The sequence below is a fragment of the Acinetobacter bereziniae genome, assembly GCF_016576965.1.
Taxonomy (GTDB): Bacteria; Pseudomonadota; Gammaproteobacteria; order Pseudomonadales; family Moraxellaceae; genus Acinetobacter; species Acinetobacter bereziniae.
This window is the reverse complement of record NZ_CP066119.1, coordinates 2829741-2854700: the sequence shown is the minus strand read 5'-3', so window position 1 is coordinate 2854700 and position 24960 is coordinate 2829741. Positions and strand designations below refer to the sequence as shown.

19 protein-coding genes and 3 tRNA genes are annotated in these 24960 nt (G+C 38.4%); 7 read left to right on the top strand and 15 right to left on the bottom strand.

The window, feature by feature from the left end:
* Positions 1-6: 6 nt before the first annotated feature.
* Entirely contained in the window at positions 7-3567 is a 3561-nt protein-coding gene (gene dnaE / locus I9192_RS13490) for a DNA polymerase III subunit alpha (RefSeq protein ID WP_200149858.1), read from the bottom strand.
* Positions 3568-4211: 644 nt separating this feature from the next.
* Entirely contained in the window at positions 4212-5084 is an 873-nt protein-coding gene (locus I9192_RS13485) for an ATP-binding protein (RefSeq protein WP_004824480.1), read from the bottom strand.
* Positions 5085-5283: 199 nt separating this feature from the next.
* Between I9192_RS13485 and I9192_RS13480 the strand changes: the two genes are divergently transcribed.
* From I9192_RS13480 to I9192_RS13460, 5 genes are all read left to right on the top strand, one after another.
* Positions 5284-6795 (top strand): DUF3336 domain-containing protein, encoded by a 1512-nt coding sequence (locus I9192_RS13480; RefSeq protein ID WP_005032241.1) that lies wholly within the window; start codon positions 5284-5286, stop codon positions 6793-6795.
* Complete coding sequence (locus tag I9192_RS13475; protein ID WP_005032240.1) at positions 6792-7604, top strand: protein kinase domain-containing protein; 813 nt, start codon at positions 6792-6794, stop codon at positions 7602-7604. Before I9192_RS13480 ends, I9192_RS13475 begins: the two co-directional genes overlap by 4 nt.
* A gap of 108 nt (positions 7605-7712) precedes the next feature.
* Positions 7713-7797 (top strand) — tRNA-Leu (locus I9192_RS13470).
* 36 nt (positions 7798-7833) lie between these two features.
* Positions 7834-7907, top strand: a tRNA-Trp gene (locus I9192_RS13465).
* Positions 7908-7944: 37 nt separating this feature from the next.
* Positions 7945-8029: transfer RNA gene (locus tag I9192_RS13460), tRNA-Leu, on the top strand.
* A gap of 142 nt (positions 8030-8171) precedes the next feature.
* Here the strand turns inward: I9192_RS13460 and I9192_RS13455 are convergent.
* The 6 genes from I9192_RS13455 to I9192_RS13430 all read right to left on the bottom strand — a co-directional run bounded on the left by I9192_RS13455 (position 8172) and on the right by I9192_RS13430 (position 13844).
* Positions 8172-8375 carry a hypothetical protein gene (locus tag I9192_RS13455; RefSeq protein WP_004719296.1) on the bottom strand — a complete coding sequence of 68 codons (204 nt, stop codon included), beginning with the start codon at positions 8373-8375 and terminating at the stop codon, positions 8172-8174.
* Positions 8376-9460: 1085 nt separating this feature from the next.
* Positions 9461-10195: a hydroxyacylglutathione hydrolase gene (gene gloB / locus I9192_RS13450; protein ID WP_005032230.1), complete on the bottom strand. Its 735-nt coding sequence runs from the start codon at positions 10193-10195 to the stop codon at positions 9461-9463.
* Positions 10196-10386: 191 nt separating this feature from the next.
* Positions 10387-11019 carry a hypothetical protein gene (locus I9192_RS13445; protein WP_005032228.1) on the bottom strand — a complete coding sequence of 211 codons (633 nt, stop codon included), beginning with the start codon at positions 11017-11019 and terminating at the stop codon, positions 10387-10389.
* Between the two features lie 159 nt (positions 11020-11178).
* Entirely contained in the window at positions 11179-11874 is a 696-nt protein-coding gene (locus I9192_RS13440; protein WP_004824474.1) for a methionine ABC transporter permease, read from the bottom strand.
* Positions 11871-12896 carry a methionine ABC transporter ATP-binding protein gene (locus I9192_RS13435; protein WP_042089647.1) on the bottom strand — a complete coding sequence of 342 codons (1026 nt, stop codon included), beginning with the start codon at positions 12894-12896 and terminating at the stop codon, positions 11871-11873. The genes I9192_RS13440 and I9192_RS13435 overlap by 4 nt, the downstream gene beginning before the upstream one ends.
* A 75-nt stretch (positions 12897-12971) precedes the next feature.
* Positions 12972-13844 (bottom strand): MetQ/NlpA family ABC transporter substrate-binding protein, encoded by an 873-nt coding sequence (locus I9192_RS13430; protein WP_005032220.1) that lies wholly within the window; start codon positions 13842-13844, stop codon positions 12972-12974.
* 712 nt (positions 13845-14556) lie between these two features.
* On the opposite strand from I9192_RS13430, the gene I9192_RS13425 reads away from it, so the two are divergent.
* Positions 14557-15177 (top strand): RBBP9/YdeN family alpha/beta hydrolase, encoded by a 621-nt coding sequence (locus tag I9192_RS13425; protein ID WP_005032219.1) that lies wholly within the window; start codon positions 14557-14559, stop codon positions 15175-15177.
* A 157-nt stretch (positions 15178-15334) separates the two neighbouring features.
* Here the strand turns inward: I9192_RS13425 and purD are convergent, their stop codons facing one another.
* From purD to I9192_RS13390, 7 genes are all read right to left on the bottom strand, one after another.
* The gene (purD, locus tag I9192_RS13420) at positions 15335-16618 is read right to left on the bottom strand and encodes a phosphoribosylamine--glycine ligase (RefSeq protein WP_005032218.1); all 1284 of its coding nucleotides are present in this window, start codon (positions 16616-16618) and stop codon (positions 15335-15337) included.
* Between the two features lie 135 nt (positions 16619-16753).
* Positions 16754-18328, bottom strand: coding sequence for a bifunctional phosphoribosylaminoimidazolecarboxamide formyltransferase/IMP cyclohydrolase (gene purH, locus I9192_RS13415; protein ID WP_004824458.1), 1575 nt, complete (start codon positions 18326-18328; stop codon positions 16754-16756).
* A gap of 94 nt (positions 18329-18422) precedes the next feature.
* Complete coding sequence (gene fis, locus I9192_RS13410) at positions 18423-18692, bottom strand: DNA-binding transcriptional regulator Fis (protein WP_001086304.1); 270 nt, start codon at positions 18690-18692, stop codon at positions 18423-18425.
* Positions 18693-19066: 374 nt separating this feature from the next.
* Positions 19067-19924, bottom strand: a complete 858-nt coding sequence (locus tag I9192_RS13405; protein WP_005032217.1) for a zinc-ribbon and DUF3426 domain-containing protein — start codon at positions 19922-19924, stop codon at positions 19067-19069.
* A gap of 21 nt (positions 19925-19945) precedes the next feature.
* Complete coding sequence (gene prmA, locus I9192_RS13400; protein WP_004824454.1) at positions 19946-20848, bottom strand: 50S ribosomal protein L11 methyltransferase; 903 nt, start codon at positions 20846-20848, stop codon at positions 19946-19948.
* Between the two features lie 126 nt (positions 20849-20974).
* Positions 20975-21853: a bile acid:sodium symporter family protein gene (locus I9192_RS13395; protein WP_005032216.1), complete on the bottom strand. Its 879-nt coding sequence runs from the start codon at positions 21851-21853 to the stop codon at positions 20975-20977.
* Between the two features lie 493 nt (positions 21854-22346).
* Positions 22347-22772: a hypothetical protein gene (locus I9192_RS13390; RefSeq protein ID WP_005032215.1), complete on the bottom strand. Its 426-nt coding sequence runs from the start codon at positions 22770-22772 to the stop codon at positions 22347-22349.
* Between the two features lie 255 nt (positions 22773-23027).
* Between I9192_RS13390 and mnmG the strand changes: the two genes are divergently transcribed.
* Positions 23028-24908: a tRNA uridine-5-carboxymethylaminomethyl(34) synthesis enzyme MnmG gene (gene mnmG / locus I9192_RS13385; RefSeq protein ID WP_004824451.1), complete on the top strand. Its 1881-nt coding sequence runs from the start codon at positions 23028-23030 to the stop codon at positions 24906-24908.
* The last annotated feature ends 52 nt before the right edge of the window (positions 24909-24960 follow it).

The window sequence follows — 24960 nt, the reverse complement described above, 5'->3', positions numbered from 1 at the left end:
GGGGTGTTAGGAGTATTGATTTGCATCAGCGAGATACTCATCCATGCTCATATTGTCTGGAGGTGGTGCAACTTGAGTAGTTTGTGCCAATTCACGATGGTCAACTGCCTTAGCCGCCTTAGATTTGACATGGTATTCAATATGAATCGACTCCTTACCAAAATAGTCTCGTAATTTTGATAAGAGTTCATCTAAAGGTGCAACTTTCCATTGTTGTCCAAAATGCAAATCAGCCGTTGCATAATCATAGTCCAGTAAAATGTGTATAGGGATATGTTGGCACATATCTACATTGCAAAATGGCAGTAAAATTTTTTGAATATCTGAGGCTAAGGTTTTGCTGATGACTTCTGGGTTTAATTTAATCGCAATATTATTGGCACGTTTTTGACGAATTTCATTGAGTGTAAACGCTTTGGTTAAGCGCCCCATTGGACGATCAAAGCCTTCTCGTTCATAGATTTCACCTTCAATCACCACCACTTTTTCATTCTGAATGATATCTTTAAAGCGTTGGAAACGCTCATGATTGGAGGAAACTTCGATACGAGCTGTACCATCATCCAATGTGATGACCATACGATTGGGGAAGTTAGCCACATCGACCACTAAGCCGGCAAACACTGTAGTTACACCACGACGTGTTGGTGTCAGTTCATTAATCTTATGAGGGATAAATGCTTTTAACTCAGGACGATATACATCAATTGGGTGACCAGTCAGGTATAAGCCAAGCGTATCTTTTTCACCTTTTAAGCGTACCTCATCTGACCACGCTTTCACAGGTTTGGCTGGTTTACGTTGAACTTCTTCAACTTCACCAAACAGATCCATAATGCCTGTTTCACGGTTTGATCGGGCTTGTTCTGCTGCTTGAACTGCTTCGGGAAGTTGAGCCATTAAGCTCGAACGTTCAATACCTAAACAATCCAGTGCGCCTGCACGGATTAAGGCTTCCAAGGTTCGTTTATTGATTTTTTTCAAATCAACACGGTGGCAAAAATCAAATAAATCTTTATATGGACCGTCTTGTTCACGTGAGTCAATCACGGACTGCATGGCTTGTTCACCGACACCTTTAATTGCACCTAAACCATAAATAATGGTTGTCGCATCACTGGCATAGAACTGATAGAACGACATATTTACGGATGGAGGCAATACAACTAAATTGTTGATTCGACAGTCATCAATTAAAAATACAATATTATCAGTATTTTGCATTTCAGAAGACATGACTGCTGCCATAAACTCCGAAGGGTAATGTGCTTTTAACCAAGCGGTTTGATAGGCAACTAAAGCATAGGCTGCCGCATGTGATTTGTTAAAACCATAACCTGCGAATTTTTCCATATAGTCAAAGATATGGTTTGCGGTAGCCTCATCAATATCCTTTTTCGCAGCACCTTCAATGAAGGTGGCACGTTGCTTGACCATTTCCTCGACTTTCTTTTTACCCATTGCACGACGAAGTAAGTCCGCACCACCGAGGGTATAGCCTGCACAAAACTGTGCTGCTTGCATAACCTGTTCTTGGTACACCATAATCCCATAAGTCGGTTCAAGTACACCTTCGAGAAGCGGGTGTAAATATTCAAATTCACCGCCATGCATACGATGAATAAAGTCAGGAATTAGATCCATAGGACCTGGGCGATATAAAGAAACGAAGGCAATAATTTCTTCAAATTTACTCGGGCGAGCTTCTTTGAGCATTTTTTTCATGCCCACGGATTCAAACTGAAACACCGCTGTTGTATTTGCATCAGCAAAAACAGCATAAGCTTTTGGATCATCCAAAATAATATTTGAAATGTTTAATGGTTGATCCGATTGAATTCGCTTATTGATATTTTGAACTGCATCTTCAATTACAGTGAGGTTACGTAGCCCCAAGAAGTCGAATTTAACTAAGCCTGCCGCTTCGACATCATCTTTATCGAATTGTGCAACTCGACCCGTACCGTCAGCTTCACAGAGGATTGCTGAATAATCAGTAATCTTGGTGGGTGCAATCACTACACCACCAGCGTGTTTACCTGTATTTCGGGTAATACCTTCAAGCTTGAGCGCCATTTCCCAAATTTCAGCAGCATCGTCATAATCTGGATTGGATGGATTGGTGACGATGTCTTTGAGTTGGGGTTCTGCTTCAATAGATTCTTCTAAAGTTAAACCTAAAGGTTTTGTTGGAATCATTTTGGAAATACGATCAGCCAAACCGTAAGATTTTCCTAAAACACGAGCGACATCTCGAATTGCACCTTTAGCCGCCATGGTACCGAATGTTGCAATTTGAGATACAGCATCACGACCGTAGTGGCGTGCCACATAATCAATAACTTTATCTCGCCCTGCGATACAAAAATCAATATCAAAGTCGGGCATGGATACCCGTTCTGGATTTAAGAAGCGTTCGAAGAGTAGATCATAACGAAGTGGATCTAAGTCAGTGATTTTTAAACTATATGCAACCAGTGAGCCTGCACCCGAACCACGTCCCGGACCAACTGGAACACCATTGTTTTTTGACCATTGAATGAAGTCCATGACGATTAAAAAATAACCAGGGAAATCCATTTTGTTAATGATGCCCAACTCATAAGCCAGTCGCTCATCATAAGGTTTACGAATTTCCGCCCAATCTTCATTTCGTGTTTCAACAGGATAAAGAAAGTCTAAACGTTCTTCTAAACCAATTTCAGACAGATGCCCGAAATAGGAGTGAATGGTGTGACCTTCAGGAATCGGATAATCAGGCAGGTCATGGAAGCCTAAACGCAGAGAGACTGTGCAACGTTTTGCAATTTGCAGTGTATTTTCAATAGCACTTGGAAGATCAGCAAATAGTTCAATCATCTCAGCAGATGTTTTAAAATATTGTTCAGGACTATAGTTTTTTGGACGTTTATTGTCACCTAACACATATCCATCGGCAATACAGACACGCGCTTCATGCGCTTCATAATCTTCTGCGGTGATAAAATGCACATCATTGTGTGCAACCACACCAATCTTATATTTTGCGGCAAGTTTAACGGCTTCTTGATTGAAGTCTTCTTCAAGTGGACGACCTGTTCGAGTTAGCGCCAAATAGACCCGATTGCCAAATTTTTCAATCCACTGCTCAAGTAAAGGTTCAGCTTTTTCTGGGTATGCTGAACAGAGCATTTCACCTACATCACTGTGTAGACCTAACAGAAGAATGATATCTTCGGATTGTTCAAGTATCCATTGCTTTTGAATACATGGAATTGAAAGTTGTTGACCTTCAATAAAACCTCGAGAAACGATTTCTGTCAGTCCACGCCAACCTTTATTGGTCATTGCAAGCAGGGTTGCTTTATGGTTGGCATCATTGAGACGAATCACACTGCCGAAAATAGGCTTAATGCCTTTACTTAATGCTTTATTATAAAACTTGACTGCGGCATGCAGGTTAGAGAGGTCAGTGATGGCTAAAGCAGGCATTTCATCAGATGCAGCAGCTTTAATCAGATCAGGTATACGTACAATCGATTCGGTAATCGAAAATTCGGTATGAATACCAAGATGAACAAACTGCATAGACCAATCCTATATGAAACTGCGTGCTATTTTATCACGCCTAAACTACGATGTGCTGAAATATCATCAGCTGACGAAATTAGTAGTGGAATTTTAAATGATTGAAATATATATAGAATATAATGTTTTAATATATTTGATATTCAATTGCATGTAATTCCAACAATTCTGATATGTAACATGTTGCAGTTGAATGTGTTTAGGGTCAGTGGACATTTCATAAATGGCTTGCGTTGTAGGTTAAAATTGAGCAGGCAAGGCATGAAACGAAGAAAATAGCGAGACTATTTTTAAGTTTCATAACGTAGCCTGAGATAATTTTAGCCACAACCCTGAGCAAGAACAAAGCACTGCTTTGTTTGCAGCGCAAGGCGCAGCGGGGACTAGCGTGTTTTTTGTCGCTTCGTCGTTCCCTTGCGAAACAGTGTTTCTCATCATTTAGAATGACTAAATTTCGTATTTCGCGCCTAGAATCGCCTAAAAAACACACCTAGTCGCAAACATAGACGAATAGTCCACAGACCCTAAATACACGTGTTGTTAAAACATGATTTGTTGTAAGTGAAGAACAACATAATCAACAAAATACCCTGATATTCGAATCAGGGTATTGGTTGGCAAATACTTGAAAGAAAGGATAAAGATTAGACTGATTTTAATCGCTCAGAACCAATCCAGTGCTTAGAAAACTGATATGCGGCACGCCCTGAACGTTGTCCACGCGCTTGACACCATCTCAGTGCTTCAGCGCGAACTTCCTCGCCAAAGGGCATGGATTCTTTTTTAAGATAATGTTCAACAATTTCCAAATAAAGATTCTGATCCATGGGATAAAATGACAGCCACATTCCAAAGCGATCAGATAAAGAAATCTTCTCTTCAATGGCTTCTTGAGGGTGGAGTTCTTTATATTGAGGTACATCGACTTTAGTAACGGGGGTGTTCTCGTGCATAAACTCCGGCAATAAATGACGACGATTACTGGTTGCATAGATCACAAAGTTACTCGAACCGGACTGTAAAGAACCATCTAACACACTTTTTAAACTACGATAATTTTCATCTTCAGCATTAAATGCCAAATCATCACAATAAACGATAAATTTTTCAGGACGATTTTGGATAATTTTTTGAATTTCTGGAAGATCTGATAAGTCATCACGTTCAATTTCAATTAAACGTAAACCTTGTTCAGAATACTGAGTTAACAAGGAGCGTACAATAGAAGACTTCCCAGTACCACGCGATCCAGTCAGTAGGATATCATTTGCAGGTAATCCATGCAGGAACTGTTCGGTATTTTGTAAAATTTTGGCTTTTTGCCTTTCGATTCCTTTAAGATCATCTAGGTGAATGGCTTTGGGATTGTAAATGGCTTTGAGTTGTTGATCATGCCATCGAAAAGCAACTGCCGAAAAGTCTGGTTCTTGTTTGGTTTTAGGTAAAAATTGCTGTAATTGATCAAGAACTTGAGATAATTTTTGGATGATATTGTCTGGTAAATCTAAAGTTGCCATATCCGTTCGCTATTTTCAGAAATTACAAAGTATGGATGATATTAGCACAGTAATTTTATTGAGCTCATCTCAATTGGTGATTATTGGCGTTGATTGCCAAAAAATTAAATGACTTGTGGTAATTGATTATCTGCTTATTTTTAAGCATAGTTTACAGATGAGTCTTCATCCTCGGGTTGAAATCAAAGGAAAATTAGAAATGCTATTAGAACTCACTCAGGATTTAAATCCGCACCAAGCCTATCGAATCAAAAAATTAAAGCGAAAACTTGAACATGCGGAGAATTACGAAGAGTGGAAGTCGATAGCATTAAAACTAGATGAAGAAACCGGTGCGCAAGAATGGAAATTTGACAATGGGTCTCCTTATTTTGATGCTGAGATCATTTCACATCGTTTAAACCTTTTGCGACGTTATCGACAGCAAAATCGTACACATGACTTGATGTATATCCTCAGAGAAGGATTTAGTCACGATGTTGCAAATATTGGGCATCCAATGTTGTTCGCACATACCTATGTAGGGACTAAAAAAATCATTGAAGACTATATAGATGAAGTGAGCAACAGTTTGGCATTTATCGCTTCTGAAAGTTGCCATTCATTATGTTTAAACAGTAAACGAGATTTTTTTAAAAACTGTGAAAAAGCCTATGGTCAACCTGCACTGATGTTTTCAGGTGGTGCGACATTAGGTTTATTTCATAGTGGTGTGTGCAAAGCACTTATGGAACAAGATTTGATGCCAAAGGTACTTTCTGGTTCAAGTGCTGGAGCGATCATGACTGCGCTGTTGGGTGTCAATGAACCAGTAGAAATTCCAAATCTTTTGTCAGGTGATCAGTTCTATAGTGAGGCTTTTCATTTTCGTAGTTTTAAAGAATTAATTAAAGGCAATGGTGGTTTTGCAGATGTGCGTTATCTGAAAAAGTTTTTGATTGAAAACTTAGGTGATGTAACTTTTGAAGAAGCTTTTGAAAAATCTGGTTTAGACATTAACGTTACTGTTGCACCATATGATGTATCTCAAGAAGATGCACGGATTATGAATAAATATACTTCACCAGATTTATTGGTATGGAGTGCGGTGTTGGCTTCTTGTGCAGTACCGATTTTATTTCCGCCAGTCCGTTTAATCAGCAAACGTTATGATGGTGTTCATACGCCGTATTTAGCCAATACGCGTTGGGTTGATGGTAGTGTACGCAGTGATTTTCCTCAAGAACGTATGTCTCGTTTATATAATTTAAATTATACCATTGCCAGTCAAGTGAATCCGCATATTGTCCCCTTTATGCAGAACGATGAAGAACGCTATCGTAAAGATCTATTGAGTTGGCCAGAACGTATCGTTCGGATGCAAGGACGAATGGCGGCAATGGGGGTTATGGATTTTGCTCGTGGTCGAATGTGGCGTATACCTTCAATGAGACGTCTGCTTGATCATGGTTATGGCGTGATTGACCAACGCTATTATGGTGATGTCAATATCATTGGAAATTATAGCCTGCGTCATTATAGTTATATGCTACAAAATCCGCGACCTCATTTATTTAAGTTATTGCAAAGAGAAGGGGAGCGGGCTACATGGCCGAAGATCTCGAGTATCGAAACACATGCCCGTATTGGTAAGACAATTCAACACTGTCTGGAAGTGCTGAACCATTCTATAAATCATTCTCAAGCTGTTGGGCAGCTATCGGAAGTATGAGCCAAAACAAAATTATTCTTCCAGTCGCATCAAATTCAATTCAAAGTCAAAAATTTGGTCGCCGTGTTTATCAGCTTAAACAGGGCGATCAATTTTTTTGGCTAAAGCTACAAATAAAAAATATCAATCAGGATTATGAGCAAAGTTTTTTAAACGAGTTAAATTGTTATACACAATTAAATGCTTTAGAGACACCGACTCATAAGGTGCTGTGCGATTTTTCAATCATTGATCCGTATCTACAATTTCAGTTAGATGAAGCGATAATTGAACAGGCGATCTGGATTAAAGATACTGAGCTTCTGTTTAAACCTGTGAGTGATCAATTCTCCCAAGAAGATGTCTACGGTAAATTGATGTCGAGCTTGGAGGTGCTGGAAAACTTGCATAACTATGGTTTTATACATGGTGATTTAAAACTTCAGCACTTTCGCTCTCAACAACAGCGCAGTTATCTGATCGACTTTGAGCAAGCTTGCAGTATTGACCAAAATCGCTATGGATTGAAGCCGATAATAACTGCAACGCCTCGTTATATGGCACCGGAATTATTTCATGCACAACAGAAAACGTTTCAATCTGATATTTACGCATTGGGCATTATTTGGTTGGAATGGTTAACACAGCGACGTTTGTCTGCAAAAAGCTATCAAGACTGGGCAATTTTGCATTGTCAAAAGCTGAATGTGTGTTTACCAGATCGTTTTAAATATTTAGAGTGCATTTTAAAAAGTATGTTGAACAAAAAAAATGAGCAACGTTGCTCAAATATTTATCAAATAAAACAAGTATTAAGCCAAATTGTTTAAACAAAAAGCAGTATTTGCAGCTTTTGTTTTTTATTTAAACAAACGAGTGGTTTTTTCGAAAAAAGGGCTTGTCATAACAAAACGATCTCTATAATATACACAGCCATTGGGGACGTGGCGAAATTGGTAGACGCACTGGATTTAGGTTCCAGCGCCGCAAGGTGTGAGAGTTCGAGTCTCTCCGTCCCCACCAAGCAATTCATTTTGTGGCATCAAAATGAAATGTAATAGAGGATTGGTGTAATGGTAGCATGACGGTCTCCAAAACCGTTCGTCAAGGTTCGAATCCTTGATCCTCTGCCAACTTATTTTAAACTATATTCGTATAGTTGTTTTATCCGGGGACGTGGCGAAATTGGTAGACGCACTGGATTTAGGTTCCAGCGCAGCGATGCGTGAGAGTTCGAGTCTCTCCGTCCCCACCATATTCGAAAAAGCATGATTTTTATCATGCTTTTTTATTGCCTGTAATTTTATATTTAAGGCAATAAAAAAGACCAAATCAAAAAACAATTTGGTCTTTTTCAGAGAGACTTCATTAAATATTAAAAATAATAGAGACTTGAATTAAGCTTTTAAGTGATCCTCAAATTCTTCACCCAGTTGCATTGCCAAATTATTACCAGATAAATCACAAGTCACTAAACCATATTCTTTTTTAAAACTGAAAGTAAATCCTTTACCATCCGCTAAGTTTTTGACTGAATAGCCTAATTTTTCTAACCAAATACGAAATGCAATTAAATTTTTTGCCTTAACAACTTTTTTCACAGAAGATCTCCTTAATTCCTGCCTACAAATTTAATAGGGATGACCTTTAAACTTTTAAAGGGGGAATTTGTTGAATTTTATTTTTTATATCAATATTTGAGCACTTTGAGAAATGACGCTTTTGTATCAATGCGTATTTTTTTGCTATCAGTATGAATATAATATGAATAGTTGTTAAAATACTAAAATAAAACAAATGGTTATATTTATTATTGAAAGATGTTTGTAATATTTTGATGCAAAGTTATGGTTTTTTAAAAGAAGAAATTTTCTCATTCTTGTTGCTTTAAATGTAAGTAAATTTAACAGAAATAGAGGGGATTCAGCTTATATTGAATGATATTGTTGTAAGAATTCTAAAATATCGCCAAATAACTGTGTTTGATCACCTCCAAGTGTCATGAGATGTCCTGTATTGGAATAATTCTTAATCTTTTTTTAGTAAAATTCACATGATCATAAATTGTCTGAGCACTCGATTGATAGAGTGCATCATCAAGTTCTTCATATAATAAAAAATCGGTGCTATTACCGACGCAGTGTCTTTAATTGTCGTCTGAATGAGCTGTTGAAGTGTTTGAAGCTGGTTCATCGATTTTTTTGCTCAGTCTAGTGAGTTGAGCGTTGTCTTGTTATTTAGAAACTGATTAAGGTAGTTGTTATATTGCTCTAGGTGTTTAAAAAGATCGTTTACCTTTCATTCTAGTGGTGCAGACATGCTAATGCATGCAGAGACAGGGAACTTTTTACTGAGTTCAAGGGATAATATCGCGCCCAAAGATACACCGATGACAGCAATTTGCTCATAACCTTGTTGTCTTAAGAATTGATAAGCCTTATGGCTATCCTGTAATCAATCTATTGAGGTGTAATTTACAAAATCATCAATCGCTAAGCCATGTCCTGAATAGGAAGCTGTGTAACATGTGTAGCTGTATTGATGCAGAAATTCTGCCAATGCTTTCATATCTCGCACAGCACTGGTATAGGCGTGTAGTCACAATACTGCGCATTGAAAGGCTGGTAAAAAAAATAGGTTTGGGTTGGCTTAGCTTGAATATGCAAGTTTGGCTCAGTATAACGCGTTAAAAATTATCTTTAAGCGCCCGAATTCGAGCAAATTCTTCAGCACTTTCAACACGTAAAAATGGATTGGTTTCAAGTTCGATTTCAATGCTGCTGGGTAAGGTAATTTTTCCTTGTTGTCTCAGGTGTTTAATTTCTTCTGCTCGTTGTTGAATGGCGCGATTCTCAGGTTCAATGTGTAAAGCAAATTGTGCATTTGAAAGAGTATATTCATGGGTGCAATATACTTGAGTTCTTGGTGGGAGCGCTGCAAGGCGATTGAGCGAATGATAAAACTGTTCTGGCGTTCCTTCAAACATGCGACCGCAACCCATAGCAAAAAGCGTATCTCCACAAAATACGCTATCGAGCGCATCTATGAAGTAAACAATGTGTCCTAAGGTGTGTCCTGGTACCGCGATAATATCAATTTTGACACCATGGAATTCAAATTGATCATCATGTTGTAGTGGGTGAGTTATAAAGGGGATATGACTTAGTTCTTCACGTGGTCCATATACAGGAATATTGCGATTCGCAATCAGTTCTGGAACACCACCAATATGATCTTTATGCCAGTGTGTGAGCCAGATTTGCTCTAAATTAAGTTGCTGTTCTTTACAATAATCCTCAACCAATGATGCTTCAGTCGGATCAATCGCAATAACATTATGGCTTTGTTGGTGTTCGATAAGCCAAATATAGTTTTGTAATTGGTTTTTAACATCGATGACGTGAATTTTAAATTGCATCATTGTATTCCCTGTATACGCTGACTTAAATTTAATATCAAATTCACTCAATAGACAAGTTGGAAAGTCACTAAATCATCTCGCTAAGCATGCATTAAAGCAGGGAGTGAGAATGAGAAAGTAGGCTGTTGGTTAATCTGAAGGATTTTAATTGTCAAGCATAGCCAATCAATGATCAGCTATGCTAAGTCAACTTAACAAGCCATTCCTTGGTTGATTTCAAGTTTATTTAGCTTACTGTTTTTGAAATCAAAATGGACATAGGCGGTATAACCTATTTCAAATTCGGTGGATTTTTTTAAATATTGTTTCGCTTCAGCACTGGTTAAAATCAGAACATCTGTGCCGTTCTTTGCGCTGTTTGGAAAATCTTTTTTAAATTGATTGAGTGTGTATTGATGGGTGATGGCTTGGTTATTCACGAAAATACTGTCATTGATGTTCTGACTATTTGACCAAGATAACCAAACACGCCCTTTGGTTGTTCCCAGTTGTTGAAAGTTTTGTTTATTTTTATAAAAACTGTCAGATTTAATTTGTGGGTTGTCTTCAGCAAATATTTCAAATTTCAATTTTTTTCCAGATGGTGTAGAGGTTGAATATTCATAGTTTCCTGTACATTCTGCGTACTCTTTGGTGATCTTTTGACTATTTTTCCCCAATAATTTGTCAACTTGTACTGCACTAATTGCTTGATTGAGTTCTATTCCATTTACTTTTACTGTTGTGGTGTAATCTTCGGAACCATGTGCAAAACTTCCCATCGTAAAAAGAAAAAGTGTTGATATAATAAGTGTTCGATTAAATATTTGGTTAAGTTTATTCATTTTAAAGATGCCTCAATTTTTCCATAACTTACTTAGTTATGAGTGTTTGATCAAGAGAATAGCGAGTAAGGACTAAGTTTTATAGGGTTCAATTCAAATTATACTGAGTGCAATCAAAAAAATACCCTCAAAGTAGAGGGTATGATTTCAGAATCACGATTATCTCAGTTTAGATAACCAATTTCCTAAGCTTTGAACAATTTGGACTAGAACCAACAATACAATAACAGTGAGATAGACCACACTTTGGTCAAAGCGTTGATAACCATAAGAAATAGCTAAATCACCAATACCGCCAGCACCAACGGCCCCTGCCATAGCAGTTGCACCAATCAAACTGATGGTCGCTGTGGTTAGACTCAGGATCAGAGAACTGCGTGATTCTGGAATGATAAATTTAAAAATAATCTGCCAAGGAGATGCACCCATTGCTTGAGCTGATTCAATAATTCCTTCATTCACTTCGAGTAGCGACGTTTCCACTAAGCGTCCAATATATGGACCAACATAAATCGTTAACGGAACGATTGCTGCCCATGTTCCGATGGTAGTACCCACCAGTGCTTTTGTCAGTGGGAATACAGCAATAAGCAGGATAATGAAGGGGAGTGAGCGTAAAGCATTTACAATCGGGTTCAGAATTTGATAAACGGCACGATTCGGCAGAATACCATTCGGGCGAGTGACCAATAAGATAATGGCTTGAATAAAGCCCCAGATTGTACCGAACAACATCGCAAAGAAAACCATTTGTAAGGTTTCTTGCATTGCTGTAACAAATTGGTCAATGCTGAGTGAGCTTTTCCAAAAGGGAGCGGTCAATGTTGTTAGCCACTGTACAATGAGCTCTCTCATACTCTCACTCCTGACTGTTCAACTTTTACACCATTTCTTTCAAAAAATTCAATCGTCTGACGAATATTATCTGCATCACCGAGAAGCTGGATAAACATTTGACCGATCACTGAACCATTAATTTCAGTCATATTGGCAAACAATATATTCAAACTGACATCAAATTGTTTAATTGCAGCTTGAACGACAGTTTCTTGAGCAGATGTGCCAAGGAATTGTAGGCTGTAAATACTTTTATGATTTTGATTTTCTAAATTATTTAAAATATTTACAGGCAATTGTTGCTGTAAAACAGTCTGTATGAAGTTTTTTGTCGTAGGGTGTTGTGGTTGGCTAAAGATTTCAAGAGTTGAACCCGTTTCGATGACTTTCCCTTGTTCCATGACAGCCACATAGTCACAAACAGATTCGATGACATCCATTTCGTGGGTAACCATCACCACAGTAATTCCTTGTTCCTGATTAATTTTTTTAAGCAAAGCAAGCACAGATTTTGTGGTTTGTGGGTCGAGTGCAGAAGTTGCCTCATCACAAAGCAAAATTTTTGGATGATTTGCCAAGGCACGGGCAATACCGACACGTTGTTTTTGACCACCTGAAAGCTCATCGGGATACGCATCTTTTTTATGCTTTAAGTCAATAAACTCAAGCAACTCATTTAGGCGTTTTTCACGTTCAGACTTGTTTACGCCCAATAATTTCAGAGGCATTTCAATGTTGTCTGCCACTGTTTTGGTTTGTAGTAAATTAAAATGCTGAAAGATCATCCCGATGTTTGCACGTTCTTGACGTAATGTACGTGCATCAAGTGCCGTAAAGTCTTTTTGATTGATAATGACCTGACCTTCATTGGGGCGCTCAAGCAGGTTAATCAAGCGGATTAAGGTACTTTTACCAGCGCCACTATAGCCAATAATGCCAAAAATACTGCCCGCAGGAATTTCCAGATTAATCTGATCCAACGCACGTATGGTTTGACCTTTTAACTCATAGTGTTTTGAAATGTTTTTAAATTCAATCATATCGTCAAAAACTATACTAAAAAGAAAAAACAGGCAAAGTCGCTTTGCCTGTTTTGTTTATAAGCCATTATAAGACTATTTTGCTTCTGTGAGGTAGCTTACTGGTTTATTCACATCCACTTTAGTACCACCAAAGTGTTCTTGAACATATTTACCAACAGCTGCAACATGATATAACTCACCCACTTTTTTCAAGATAGGATCGTCTTTACGCGCATCAGCTACCGCTAATACATTGACATTCATTTTGGTGGTTTGGTCTACTGGTTCATAGTAAATTGAATCTTTAAGTACATTTAAACCACCTTCCATTGCGAGCGTGTTGCCTAAAACAATCGCATCAACTTCATCTTTAGCACGAACCGCAGTTGCCATTTGAATTGGTTTGATCACGATCTTTTTAGTATTTTCTGTGATGTCAGCAGGTGTACCTTTAACAAGATCAAAGCCATCTTTTAATTTGATTAACCCAGCAGATTGAAGCAACAATAAAGCACGTGATTCGTTTGCACCATCGTTAGGAATCGCAATCGTTGCACCATTTGCGAACGCTTCAACTTTTTTAACTTTGTTAGAGTAGATACCCATAGGCTCTAAATATGTTGTAGAGATCGGTGCAATTTTTTCTTTGTTAGAATCATTGAAAGCCACAAGGTAAGCGTACGATTGGAAAGCATTAATATCGACTTCTTTGTTGGCAACAGCAGTGTTCATTGCAACATAGTCAGTGAAATTTTTAACTTCAAGCTTAATTCCTGCTTGTTTGGTTTCAGGGAGTGTTGCGATATAACGCCAAATATCTGCATCCGAACCCGTTGAAGCCATAGTTACGACTTGTTCTTTTCCTGCATCTGCTTGAGCAGTGTCATTTTTTGGAGCTTCTTGTTTTCCACAAGCAGAAAGGGTAAGCACAGATGCGCTGAGTAAAACGCCAAACAGCTTTTTCATGAATCAGTCCTAAGTAGGAAATGCAATCGAATAGAGTCCCTTGCATTCTCGATGGTTTAAATCGAATTTTTAACATCTTTGAAAATAAATAATGCGTTGACGTACATGTCGTATTGCGCTATCTATGATCTTTACATTTGGGAATTAGAGTGAAGTTTTAAAGGAATTTTAATTGTTTAAAACCGCCCCTAAAGATTTGTTTATCATATCAATAAATCAATGTTATACATAGTGGTTGTTTTTTAACAATGTATCATGCTGCATCAGATTGAATATCAATGTTTTTATTAATTTATGAGGTAAAACAATCGCTTTTGTTGAATTTTTTGATAACGTTGTTTAAATTTTATGCTTATTCATTATATATAAATTTTTTAGGATTTTTTATCTCAATTTTAGATATAGGAATTTGATAGGGATGGCCAAAACAAAGGGAGTATTTAAAATATTTTTATATCTCGTGCTTAGTTAGTCTCATAAAAATATCAGTTTGAATATATTGACTGGCTTGTCTCATTGAATGTTTTAGATCATAACGTCAGTTGGGTATATATTTCATGATTTAGCTTTTTCGCTGGCTCGGAATGAGTTTATTTCTGATGTGAATTAATTTGTTAGTGTGATGTTCTCAATGCGGTATGAATTCACTTGACACTCACACTACTGTCATACTTTAGCATGATGAATGTCCTGTCAACAGAGTGCTAAACTTATGAGATTTATCATTGTTGTATTCAGTTTTTTTCTATTGATCAATGCAGCATTTGCGCAAAATAATATTTATATTATTCATGGCTACGGTGCAAATGTGAATGATCATTGGTTTGGTTATCTTGAGCGTAACATAAGCGATCAAAATAACCGTGTTATAAAAATTGCTTTACCTGATTCAAGTCATCCTCATCTTTTAGCGTGGAATAAAACGTTAAAAGACAATATTCCTCGAATTGATAAACATACATTTTTCGTTGCGCATAGTTTGGGCTGTATCACCTTACTTGATTTTCTTGCGCAATCGAAATTTCAACAGATTGGTGGGGTGGTTTGTGTGTCAGGATTTTCTGAACGATTGAAAGCCTTACCTCAGTTGGATGGATATATTCTTGCTACGAAAAAAGACTTTTCTTTTAAAAATAAAATTCTGCATGGACAGATGTTTATTTCTGATCATGATCAATATGTCCCAAAAGAATTAAGTCTAGCGTTGGCTCAAGAACTTAACTTTGCTTATACAGTGATTCCCAATGCTGGACACTTCCTTGCCAGTGATGGTTATATTGAATTTCCACAATTGCTAGATTGGTTAAGAAATGCAACTGAAGCTCATGATTAATTTGAGGGGGCTAATTTAATAAACGAAATTAAAATTTGTACTTGAGTGAGCAATAAAAAAACCCGCATTGAAGCGGGTTTTAAGCTTCTTTGAGATTAAAAGCGATGACACTTAAAACTGTCTGCTGTCGCAGGCATTTGTGAAGTATCAAAAGACTTTAGGCATTTTCACGTGCAATTGCGCGGTAACCGATATCTTTACGATATTGAACACCATCAAAAGTTACTTTTTGGCAAAGTTCTAAAGCTTTCGCCTGTGCTTCACCAATTGTGTTACCTAAAGCAGTCACGCAAAGTACTCGACCACCCGCAGTGACAATCTCACCATTGGCATTTTTAGCCGTGCCTGCATGGAATACTTTTGCATCAGCCATTTCTGTATCTAAACCAGAAATGACATCATCTTTGCTCGAAGTTTCAGGATAACCTTTCGATGCGAGAACGATCCCTACAGTTTTACGCTCATCCCATTCAGCTTCTGCCGGAAGTTGACCGTCGATACCCGCTTCAACCAAATCAACCAAAGATGATTTTAAACGCATCATGATCGGTTGTGTTTCAGGATCACCAAAACGACAGTTGAATTCAATCACACGTGGTTGACCTTCATCATCAATCATTAAACCTGCATAGAGGAAACCTGTATAAACATGACCATCTGCTTTCATGCCATCTACAGTTGGACGCATCACTTCTTTCATCACTTTATCAAAGACTTCAGCTGTGACCACAGGGGCAGGAGAGTACGCCCCCATACCACCAGTATTTGGTCCTTGATCGCCTTCAAAAATACGCTTATGGTCTTGTGATGTTGCCATTGGAAGAATGTTTTCACCATCAATCATACAGATGAAAGACGCTTCTTCACCTGCAAGGAATTGTTCAATCACAACACGAGAACCAGCATCGCCGAACTTATTGCCTGCAAGCATGTCATCAATCGCATCAAATGCTTCTTGATTGGTCATTGCAACAATAACGCCTTTACCTGCAGCAAGACCGTCAGCTTTAATCACTATCGGCGCGCCATTTTTTTCTACGAATGCTTTCGCCGCATCTACTTCTGTGAACACATCATAGAAGGCGGTTGGAATATTGTGGCGTTTTAAGAAATGCTTAGCAAAAGCTTTTGAACCCTCAAGCTGAGCAGCGAATTGAGTAGGTCCCCAAATTTTAAGTCCAGCAGCTCGACCTGCATCTACAACACCATTTACAAGTGGTGCTTCTGGACCAACAACAATTAAATCGACTGCATTATTCTTAGCAAAGTGAATAATTGCAGGGTTGTCGAGGATGTCGAGCGCAACATTTTCACATTTATGCTCTGTAGCTGTACCTGCATTGCCAGGTGCAACAAACACTTTTGTGACTTTTTCATCTTGAGCGATTTTCCATGCAAGTGCATGTTCACGACCGCCATTACCCAAAACTAAAATGTTCATTGAATGTATCCTTTTTAAATTCTTTCCTCTCATTTATTGGTGAGGCGGGAATTTAAAGCGTCCTATATTTCGTAACAAATCCCCCTTTTTATAAAGGAGGATTTGGGTGAATTTTCTAATTTGATTTATCGTAAATTAATGACGGAAATGACGCATACCTGTAAAGACCATAGCGATTCCAGCTTCATCAGCTGCTGCAATGGTTTCTTCATCACGCATAGAACCGCCTGGTTGAATAATACATTTAATACCTGCTTTTGCAGCATTATCAATACCATCACGGAATGGGAAGAATGCATCAGATGCCATTACCGCACCTTCAACCACTAAGCCAGCATGCTCAGCTTTAATAGCCGCAATACGTGCTGAGTTGACACGGCTCATTTGACCTGCACCTACACCGATAGTTTGACGACCTTTAGCATAGACAATTGCATTTGATTTAACATATTTCGCAACTTTCCATGCGAAGATCAAATCATCAATTTCAGCTTCAGTAGGAGCACGTTTTGTTACGACTTTAAGATCATCCTTGGTGATCATGCCAAGATCTTGGTCTTGAACAAGTAAACCGCCATTAACACGTTTATAGTCATATTGTGCAGCACGTTCATCAATTTTTGGCAATTCGCCACAAACTAAGACACGAACGTTTTTCTTGGCACCAGTCACTTCAAGAACGCCATCTGCAATGCTAGGTGCAATGATCACTTCAACGAACTGACGATCGACAATCGCTTGAGCAGTTGCTACATCAAGTTCGCGGTTAAATGCAATGATGCCGCCAAAAGCTGATTCTGGATCTGTTGCATAAGCAAGATCATAAGCTGTTTGAATCCCATCAAGTGATACAGCAACACCACAAGGGTTGGCATGTTTTACGATCACGCAAGCTGGTTTAGCAAATGATTTCACACATTCTAAAGCTGCATCTGTATCAGCGATATTGTTATAAGAGAGTTCTTTACCCTGTAACTGTTTTGCAGTAGAAACTGATGCTTCAGTTGCAGTTGCTTCAACATAGAAAGCAGCAGACTGGTGAGGATTTTCACCATAACGCAGGTCTTGTACTTTATTTAATTGTGTATTGAAAGTACGTGCAAATTTATCTGCTTGACCTTCTTCTTTACCTACTCGAGCGCCTAAGTAAGATGCAATCATGCCATCATATTGTGCAGTATGTTCAAAAGCTTTTACTGCCAAATCAAAACGAGTTGCATAAGATAGTGCACCCTCAGTCTTGAGTTCATTGATCACCGTTGCATAATCGGCTGCGTTTACCACAATGCCCACAGATGCATGATTTTTTGCAGCAGCACGAACCATTGTTGGACCACCAATATCAATATTTTCAATTGCATCAGCAAGAGAACAATTTGGTTTAGCAACAGTTGCGGCAAATGGATAAAGGTTTACAACAACAAGATCAATCGCATCAATATTGTGTTCAGCCATGACAGCTTCGTCTAGTCCACGACGAGCCAAGATGCCACCATGAATTTTAGGATGTAATGTTTTTACGCGACCATCCATCATTTCAGGGAAGCCAGTGTGCTCTGAAACTTCAACTACAGCGACATTGTTGTCTTTAAGCAACTTATATGTACCACCAGTAGATAAAATTTCTACCCCAAGAGCAACAAGGTTCTGGGCAAATTCAACGATCCCGGTTTTATCAGAAACAGAGATTAAAGCGCGTTTAATAGTCATGATCTTCGTCAACAGTTTTTAAGTCTAGAGATTGAACAGGTAGGCAAAACGTAGGTAAAAAAAATGCCCACGCAAGCCGTGAGCATTTTATCATTTATTCACTCATTAAACCGTGAGCTTTTAACTTTTTGCGTAAAGTTCCGCGGTTTAGTCCGAGAATTTCAGCAGCGCGTGTCTGATTCCCGCGCGTATATTCTAGAACGACAGATAAAAGAGGTTTCTCCATTTCTGCTAGCACCATATCGTACACTTGAGATGGTTGCTCACCTTGCAATTGTGCAAAATAGTGACGAACTGCGCGATCTACGTGAATACGAAGAGCGACATCAGATTGTGCAGTAAAAATAGGAGATTTGCTATTCATGCGAGTTAATCCGAAAAATCAAAATATTGCTTGGGTAAAGCAATATAAATGTGGTCTAAAAAAATCTGAGCCCCGTTTTAGATCCTAAAACGGTTGGCTCTAAAACAAGAACAATTAGCTTGCCACAAATCGTCGAGTTGAGTGAAAAATAAGCGTAACAATAGATTAATATTTGTTACTACACTCTTTTAAACAAAAAAATGTTCTACTTGCGCGATATTGGATATAAAGCACATAACAAAACAGTAGTTTTTGTGAAAAATTGCGAGGAGTTTGCAGGACAAAGCTTTCGTGGCGCGTATGATAGCATTGTCTCAGAAAAAATGAGCAAGAAAACTACATTTTTTTTCATTTTTTTGTAGTTTTTTTTAATTTTATGGATGAATGACGTCTAATTGATAGTCATCAAAACTTTTTCTAGGCTCTGTAATGACAAATTTAAAAGGATATGGGCTATTTTGTGGAATTCGTTTAATTCCTATCAAACTCTTGATGAGATAGTCTTCAGCTGGGATTGAATAAGTTTTGACTATTTTATCATTTGCTTTGAGTGTGACCTTTATTATCGGGAGCTCTAAACTTTTAGAGTACTGATTATTGATTTGACCTGAAAATTGAGTTTGTTGTGAATCAATTGCCTTTACTCTGAGATTACTAATCACGATATGTTTGTAACGTTGATCAACAGTATCACAATGAAAAACTGAACATGCTTTGGTGAAAACAGTATTGATTGCAGGATAGCGGTCAGTCAAGTTTGGGTTAAACCAAACAATTTGGAACATTAAAATGCTAAGCAATGAAAGATTAATGAAACTCCAAGCCAGATAATACAAAGTACTTTTCGGTTTGAGCAGATCATCGCCTTTGTGATTGAGTCCCTTCGATAGATTTAAACTGGGAATATTATGAACAGGTTCATTATTAAAGTAGTTCAAATTATTTAAGTAGGTTCTCAGATCTATATTGGAATGTTCAACTTTACGATTGAATATATCCAGCACGCTGGTTTCATTCCGACGATTATCAAAAGACTCCTGATTCGATTTGTGTGCTGTTTCAGGGGTATTTATCGCTTGCTGATCAGAAGGAGAGGGCTGAAGATGAACCAGTGCATTAAAGTTATCGCCACATTTTGGACAACAAACCATACCTTGCGCAACAGTAAGCTGTGTAACTGACACTTTATAAATTGAAGCACAATTAGGGCAGCGGGTTTGTTTTTCAGCCATAGATAGTTAAATATTCATCGATTAAAATTTCTTACGCGAACCAGAAATTCTGCACCAGTTTTCTTCGCGTTTCTCTACCTCTACTATATCAAAAAATTCAGAATAAACACTAGAAACATCAGCAACTTGCTCTTCAATTACACCTGCAAGTGCGAACTCGCCCTCAGATTTAATTAAAGTTGAGAATTCTTCGGCAAGGGACATCAATGGACCAGCAAGAATATTTGCAACCAGTACATCTGCTTGTTGAGCCTTAAACGTTTCGTTAAATTCTTCTGGAAGCCCGACATAAAGATTTTCAAGTACACCATTCAACTCAGCATTTTGTTTTGTCGCTAAGACTGCTTGTGGGTCAATATCAGTTGCATAGACTTTTTTTGCGCCTAATAACAATGCTGCAACACCCAAAATGCCTGAGCCACAACCATAATCAATCACAATTTTGTCTTTAACATCAGTTTTACCCAGCCATTGCAAGCAAAGGAAGGTGGATGCATGGTTGCCTGTACCAAAGGCTAAGCCCGGATCAAGTTTGATATTGACAGCATCAGCTTCAGGAGGCTCTAACCACTCAGGTACGATCCAGTATTTTTCACCAATTTGAATAGGTTCATAGTAGTCCATCCAAGAGCGTTCCCAAACTTGGTCTTCGAGGAACTCACTTTTCATTGGGGCAGTCGGGAGTTGAGTGCGAATAAATGTCTCTAAAGCCGCTACATCGATTTCTTCATGGTCTTCTTGAGCGTAAATGCCTGTAACAATGACTTTATTCCATAAAGGTGTTTCACCTGGAAGAGGCTCAAGCAAGTCTTGATTTTCAGCATCATCGAGCGTCACACTTACTGCACCTAAAGAACTTAATAAAGTTTCAGTAAAATCAACTTGAGCTTGTTCAACTGTAATATGAATTTGTAACCACTTCACGGGAAAGACCTAAATCGTTTTCTTAAAGCCAATATTGTAACGGAAACTGTCAAGGTGCGCCTAGCTTCAGCCAAAATAAAAAAAGTGGATGTATCAACATCCACTTCGGTTTTATAGGATCATTTTTCATGCACGTTCAATTACAGATTCTTGCGTGGCATGTCTTGAAATCAATGCACCAAATATCGCTGCAAAAATATACATAAATATCGAATAAACTGCAGCAGGCATTGCCACTGTTGAATTTGCCATGACCGTCAATGCGATGGTCATTGCCAAGGTACTGTTATGAATACCTATTTCAAAAGCGCAAGCACGTGCTTGCGCACTATTGATACCTAATAATCTTGGGACAAAATAACCGATGAGCAAACTACAAATACAGAAAATTACTGTAGCTAAACCGACTTGAGTGAGATATTCCAGAATATGTGCGCGCTCTTTAGCAATTGCTCCGATAATGATGAGTATCAAGAAGACCACTGAGAAAATGCGCAATGGTTTATTTAATTTTTCCGTAAAATGAGGTGCATAATGTCGAATCAGCATACCGATACAGACAGGAACTAAAATAATTGCAAAAACCTGAAGAATTTTGCTGAACTGCATACTGATTTGCTGTCCATCATTCATAAAGTATTGAATGGAGAAGTTAACAATCAGAGGGAGGGTAAAAGCTGCGATCACAGAATTAATTGCAGTCAAGGTAATATTCAGTGCAATGTCACCTTTAAATAAATAGCTAAATAAATTTGCGGTACTTCCACCTGGTGATGCAGCGAGTAACATTAATCCAACTGCGAGTAAAGGTGGTAGGGCGAGTACTTTACAGATGACAAAGGCGATACCGACCAAAAGTACCAATTGACAAAATAATGCAATCAAAACCGCTTTGGGATGTTTTGATACCCGAGCGAAATCTTTCGGAGTGAGCTCTAAGCCCAAACCAATCATAATGATGGCGAGGGCGAGTGGAAGCATGATGGTGATTATTCCTGAATCCATAGTTTCATCCTTTTTGTTGTTTTAAATCATTTAAACAGGTGAATATTCCTTACTCAAAATTGAGTGTAATCGAAACAATCAAAATATAAAAATAAAAAACATGACTGATGAATAATTAAAAAAAATACTCTTTTGGAGAATAATAAATTTTATTAAAAAATTAATAAATACAATATTTTATATTTAGAATAAGTGGAGTGGATTCAAGTGGTCATTCAAAGACTATCCCTAATTTTAAATCCCAAAAAATAAATGAATCACCAAAACTCCTAACAATTTGTATAAAGCATAAAGTTCATTGGATATACATGATTGAAATTAAATCACTTGTATGAATAATCAGGTGGTTTAACTATAGGATCCCTGAATATAAAAAAGAGATCCCGTTAAACGGAATCTCTTTTAATCTCAACATTTATCCATTTTTCAACATAGATGAATGAAATTATCACTCACTCCATCAAGATAAGAAGAAGTGTTGAATTAGAGGAAATTATTGAGCTTGAATTGGGTCTTCGCTTGGTGCAGCTTGGCTAGGTTGTTCAACCGCTGGCTGTTCCGCTTGAGAAGCGTCATTGGTTGCAGGTGCATCAGCACTTGCAGGAGCAGCTTGTTCTACAGCAGGACGATTTTCCATCGCAGGTTCTGGCGCTGCAGCAGCACCTGTTGTGTTACTGCCTGCTGGTGGTGCAGGGAAGCTAAATTGAAGCTTACCATTTTCATTGGGTTCACACGTACCATTAAAAGTTACACCTTTATTGGCATAAGTGACCCAATCACCTTGCTTTTTCTTAGCACACACCTGAATTTGCTTTTTCACTTCAGCTTTACTGGTGTTTTCCTCAGCAGCATGAGCAAAACCAATTGCCATACAACTCAACAATGAAGCCGTCATCATCTTAGACAATGTATTTTTCATAATCGTATTCCTTGTATTCATGATGGAAAATTTAATTATCTGAGTGATTCTCATGGTATAGCGGTTTTTTGCTAAGTTAAATTTGATTTGTAGGGACTTACTGAAACGAAGTGTCAATTTATGTTGCCTATGTATCTAAATGTTTAATTGGAAATAAGTGTGATTTGTGAGATAAATTTTTGTAAAACCGCCTAAAACTGAGCGTAAATTTTTGCTATAATTTCCTGTCATTCTTTTTATCTCTCATTTATCACTATGCATTATCCTAAAGTTTACGATGTCATTGTTATCGGTGGCGGTCACGCAGGTACGGAAGCAGCACTTGCTGCGGCGCGTATGGGTCGACAGACTCTGCTTTTGACTCATAACATTGAGACTTTAGGGCAGATGAGCTGTAACCCTGCTATTGGCGGGATTGGTAAATCTCATCTGGTTCGCGAAATCGATGCGTTGGGTGGAGCAATGGCTCTCGCTGCTGATAAAGGTGGTATCCAATTCCGTATCCTGAATTCGCGTAAAGGCGCTGCTGTCCGTGCAACACGTGCTCAAGCCGACCGTATTCGTTATAAAGCTGCAATTCGTCATACTTTGGAAAATCAAGCCAACTTAGACATTTTTCAACAAGCCGCTGATGATCTTATCGTTGAAGGCGATACGGTGAAGGGTGTCGTCACTCAAATGGGTATTCGCTTCGATGCGAAAACAGTTGTGTTGACAACAGGTACATTCTTGGGCGGGGTTATTCACGTTGGATTGAATAATTCGTCGGGCGGTCGTGCAGGTGATCCTCCTTCTATTTCTTTAGCTGCGCGTTTACGTGAATTAAACTTACCAGTGGGGCGTTTAAAAACAGGTACGCCACCACGTATTGATGCTCGTTCAGTTGACTTTTCTGTGATGATCCCACAACCGGGTGATTTTCCATCTCCAACCATGTCATTCATGGGAGATGTGTCTATGCATCCAGAACAGGTGAATTGCTATATTACGCATACCAACGAACGTACCCATGAAATCATTCGTGGTGGTTTGGATCGCTCACCGATGTATACAGGTGTGATTGAAGGGGTTGGTCCACGTTATTGTCCATCTATTGAAGACAAAATTCATAAATTTGCTGATAAAGACTCGCATCAGGTTTTCTTAGAGCCTGAAGGCTTGGACACCCATGAGCTTTATCCAAATGGTATTTCAACATCATTGCCATTTGATGTTCAGTTTGAGTTGGTACGTTCAATTCGCGGTATGGAAAATGCACATATCCTTCGTCCAGGCTATGCAATTGAATATGATTATTTCAATCCGCAATCGTTGAAATTCTCGTTAGAAACAAAATCCATCAATAACTTGTATTTTGCTGGTCAGATCAATGGTACGACAGGCTATGAAGAAGCCGGTGCGCAAGGTTTATTGGCAGGTTTAAATGCTGCTCGTCGTGCTTGGGATCAAGAGCAATGGACACCTAAGCGTGATGAAGCATATATGGGTGTTTTGGTTGATGACTTGATTACTTTAGGGACTAAAGAACCGTACCGTATGTTTACTTCGCGCGCAGAATACCGTTTGATGCTTCGAGAAGACAATGCAGATCAGCGTTTAACAGCGATTGGTCGTGAAATGGGCTTGGTTGACGATGAGCGTTGGGCTGCATATTGTGAAAAAATGGAAGCAGTTGAAAAAGAAACAGGTCGTTTGCAACATCTATGGGCGGCACCAAATAACCCGATGGGTAAAAAATTCGTTGAAATGACTGGTGCAGATCTTTCCAAAGAGTGTTCTGCGATTGATTTGCTTAAACGTCCAAATATCAATTTCTCTCAAATTGCGGAATTGACAGGCTCTGAAGTATCTGCATTTGTGGGTGAGCAAATTGAAATTGCGGTGAAATATGCAGGCTATATCAACCGTCAGCAAGAAGATGTTGCTCAAATGAAGCGTTTGGAGGATACCAAAATTCCTGCTGATTTTGACTATGATGCTGTTTCAGGTCTTTCTCGTGAAATTACCATGAAACTTAAAAATGTATTGCCAGAAACGCTTGCACAAGCGAGTCGTATTCCAGGGGTAACACCTGCGGCTGTTCAATTGGTGATGATTACGATTCGTAAACATAACCAAATGAAAAAATCTGCCTAAGTTTGAATCCTTAAAAAAGCCCGCTTATTGCGGGCTTTTTTATAACCCAAAG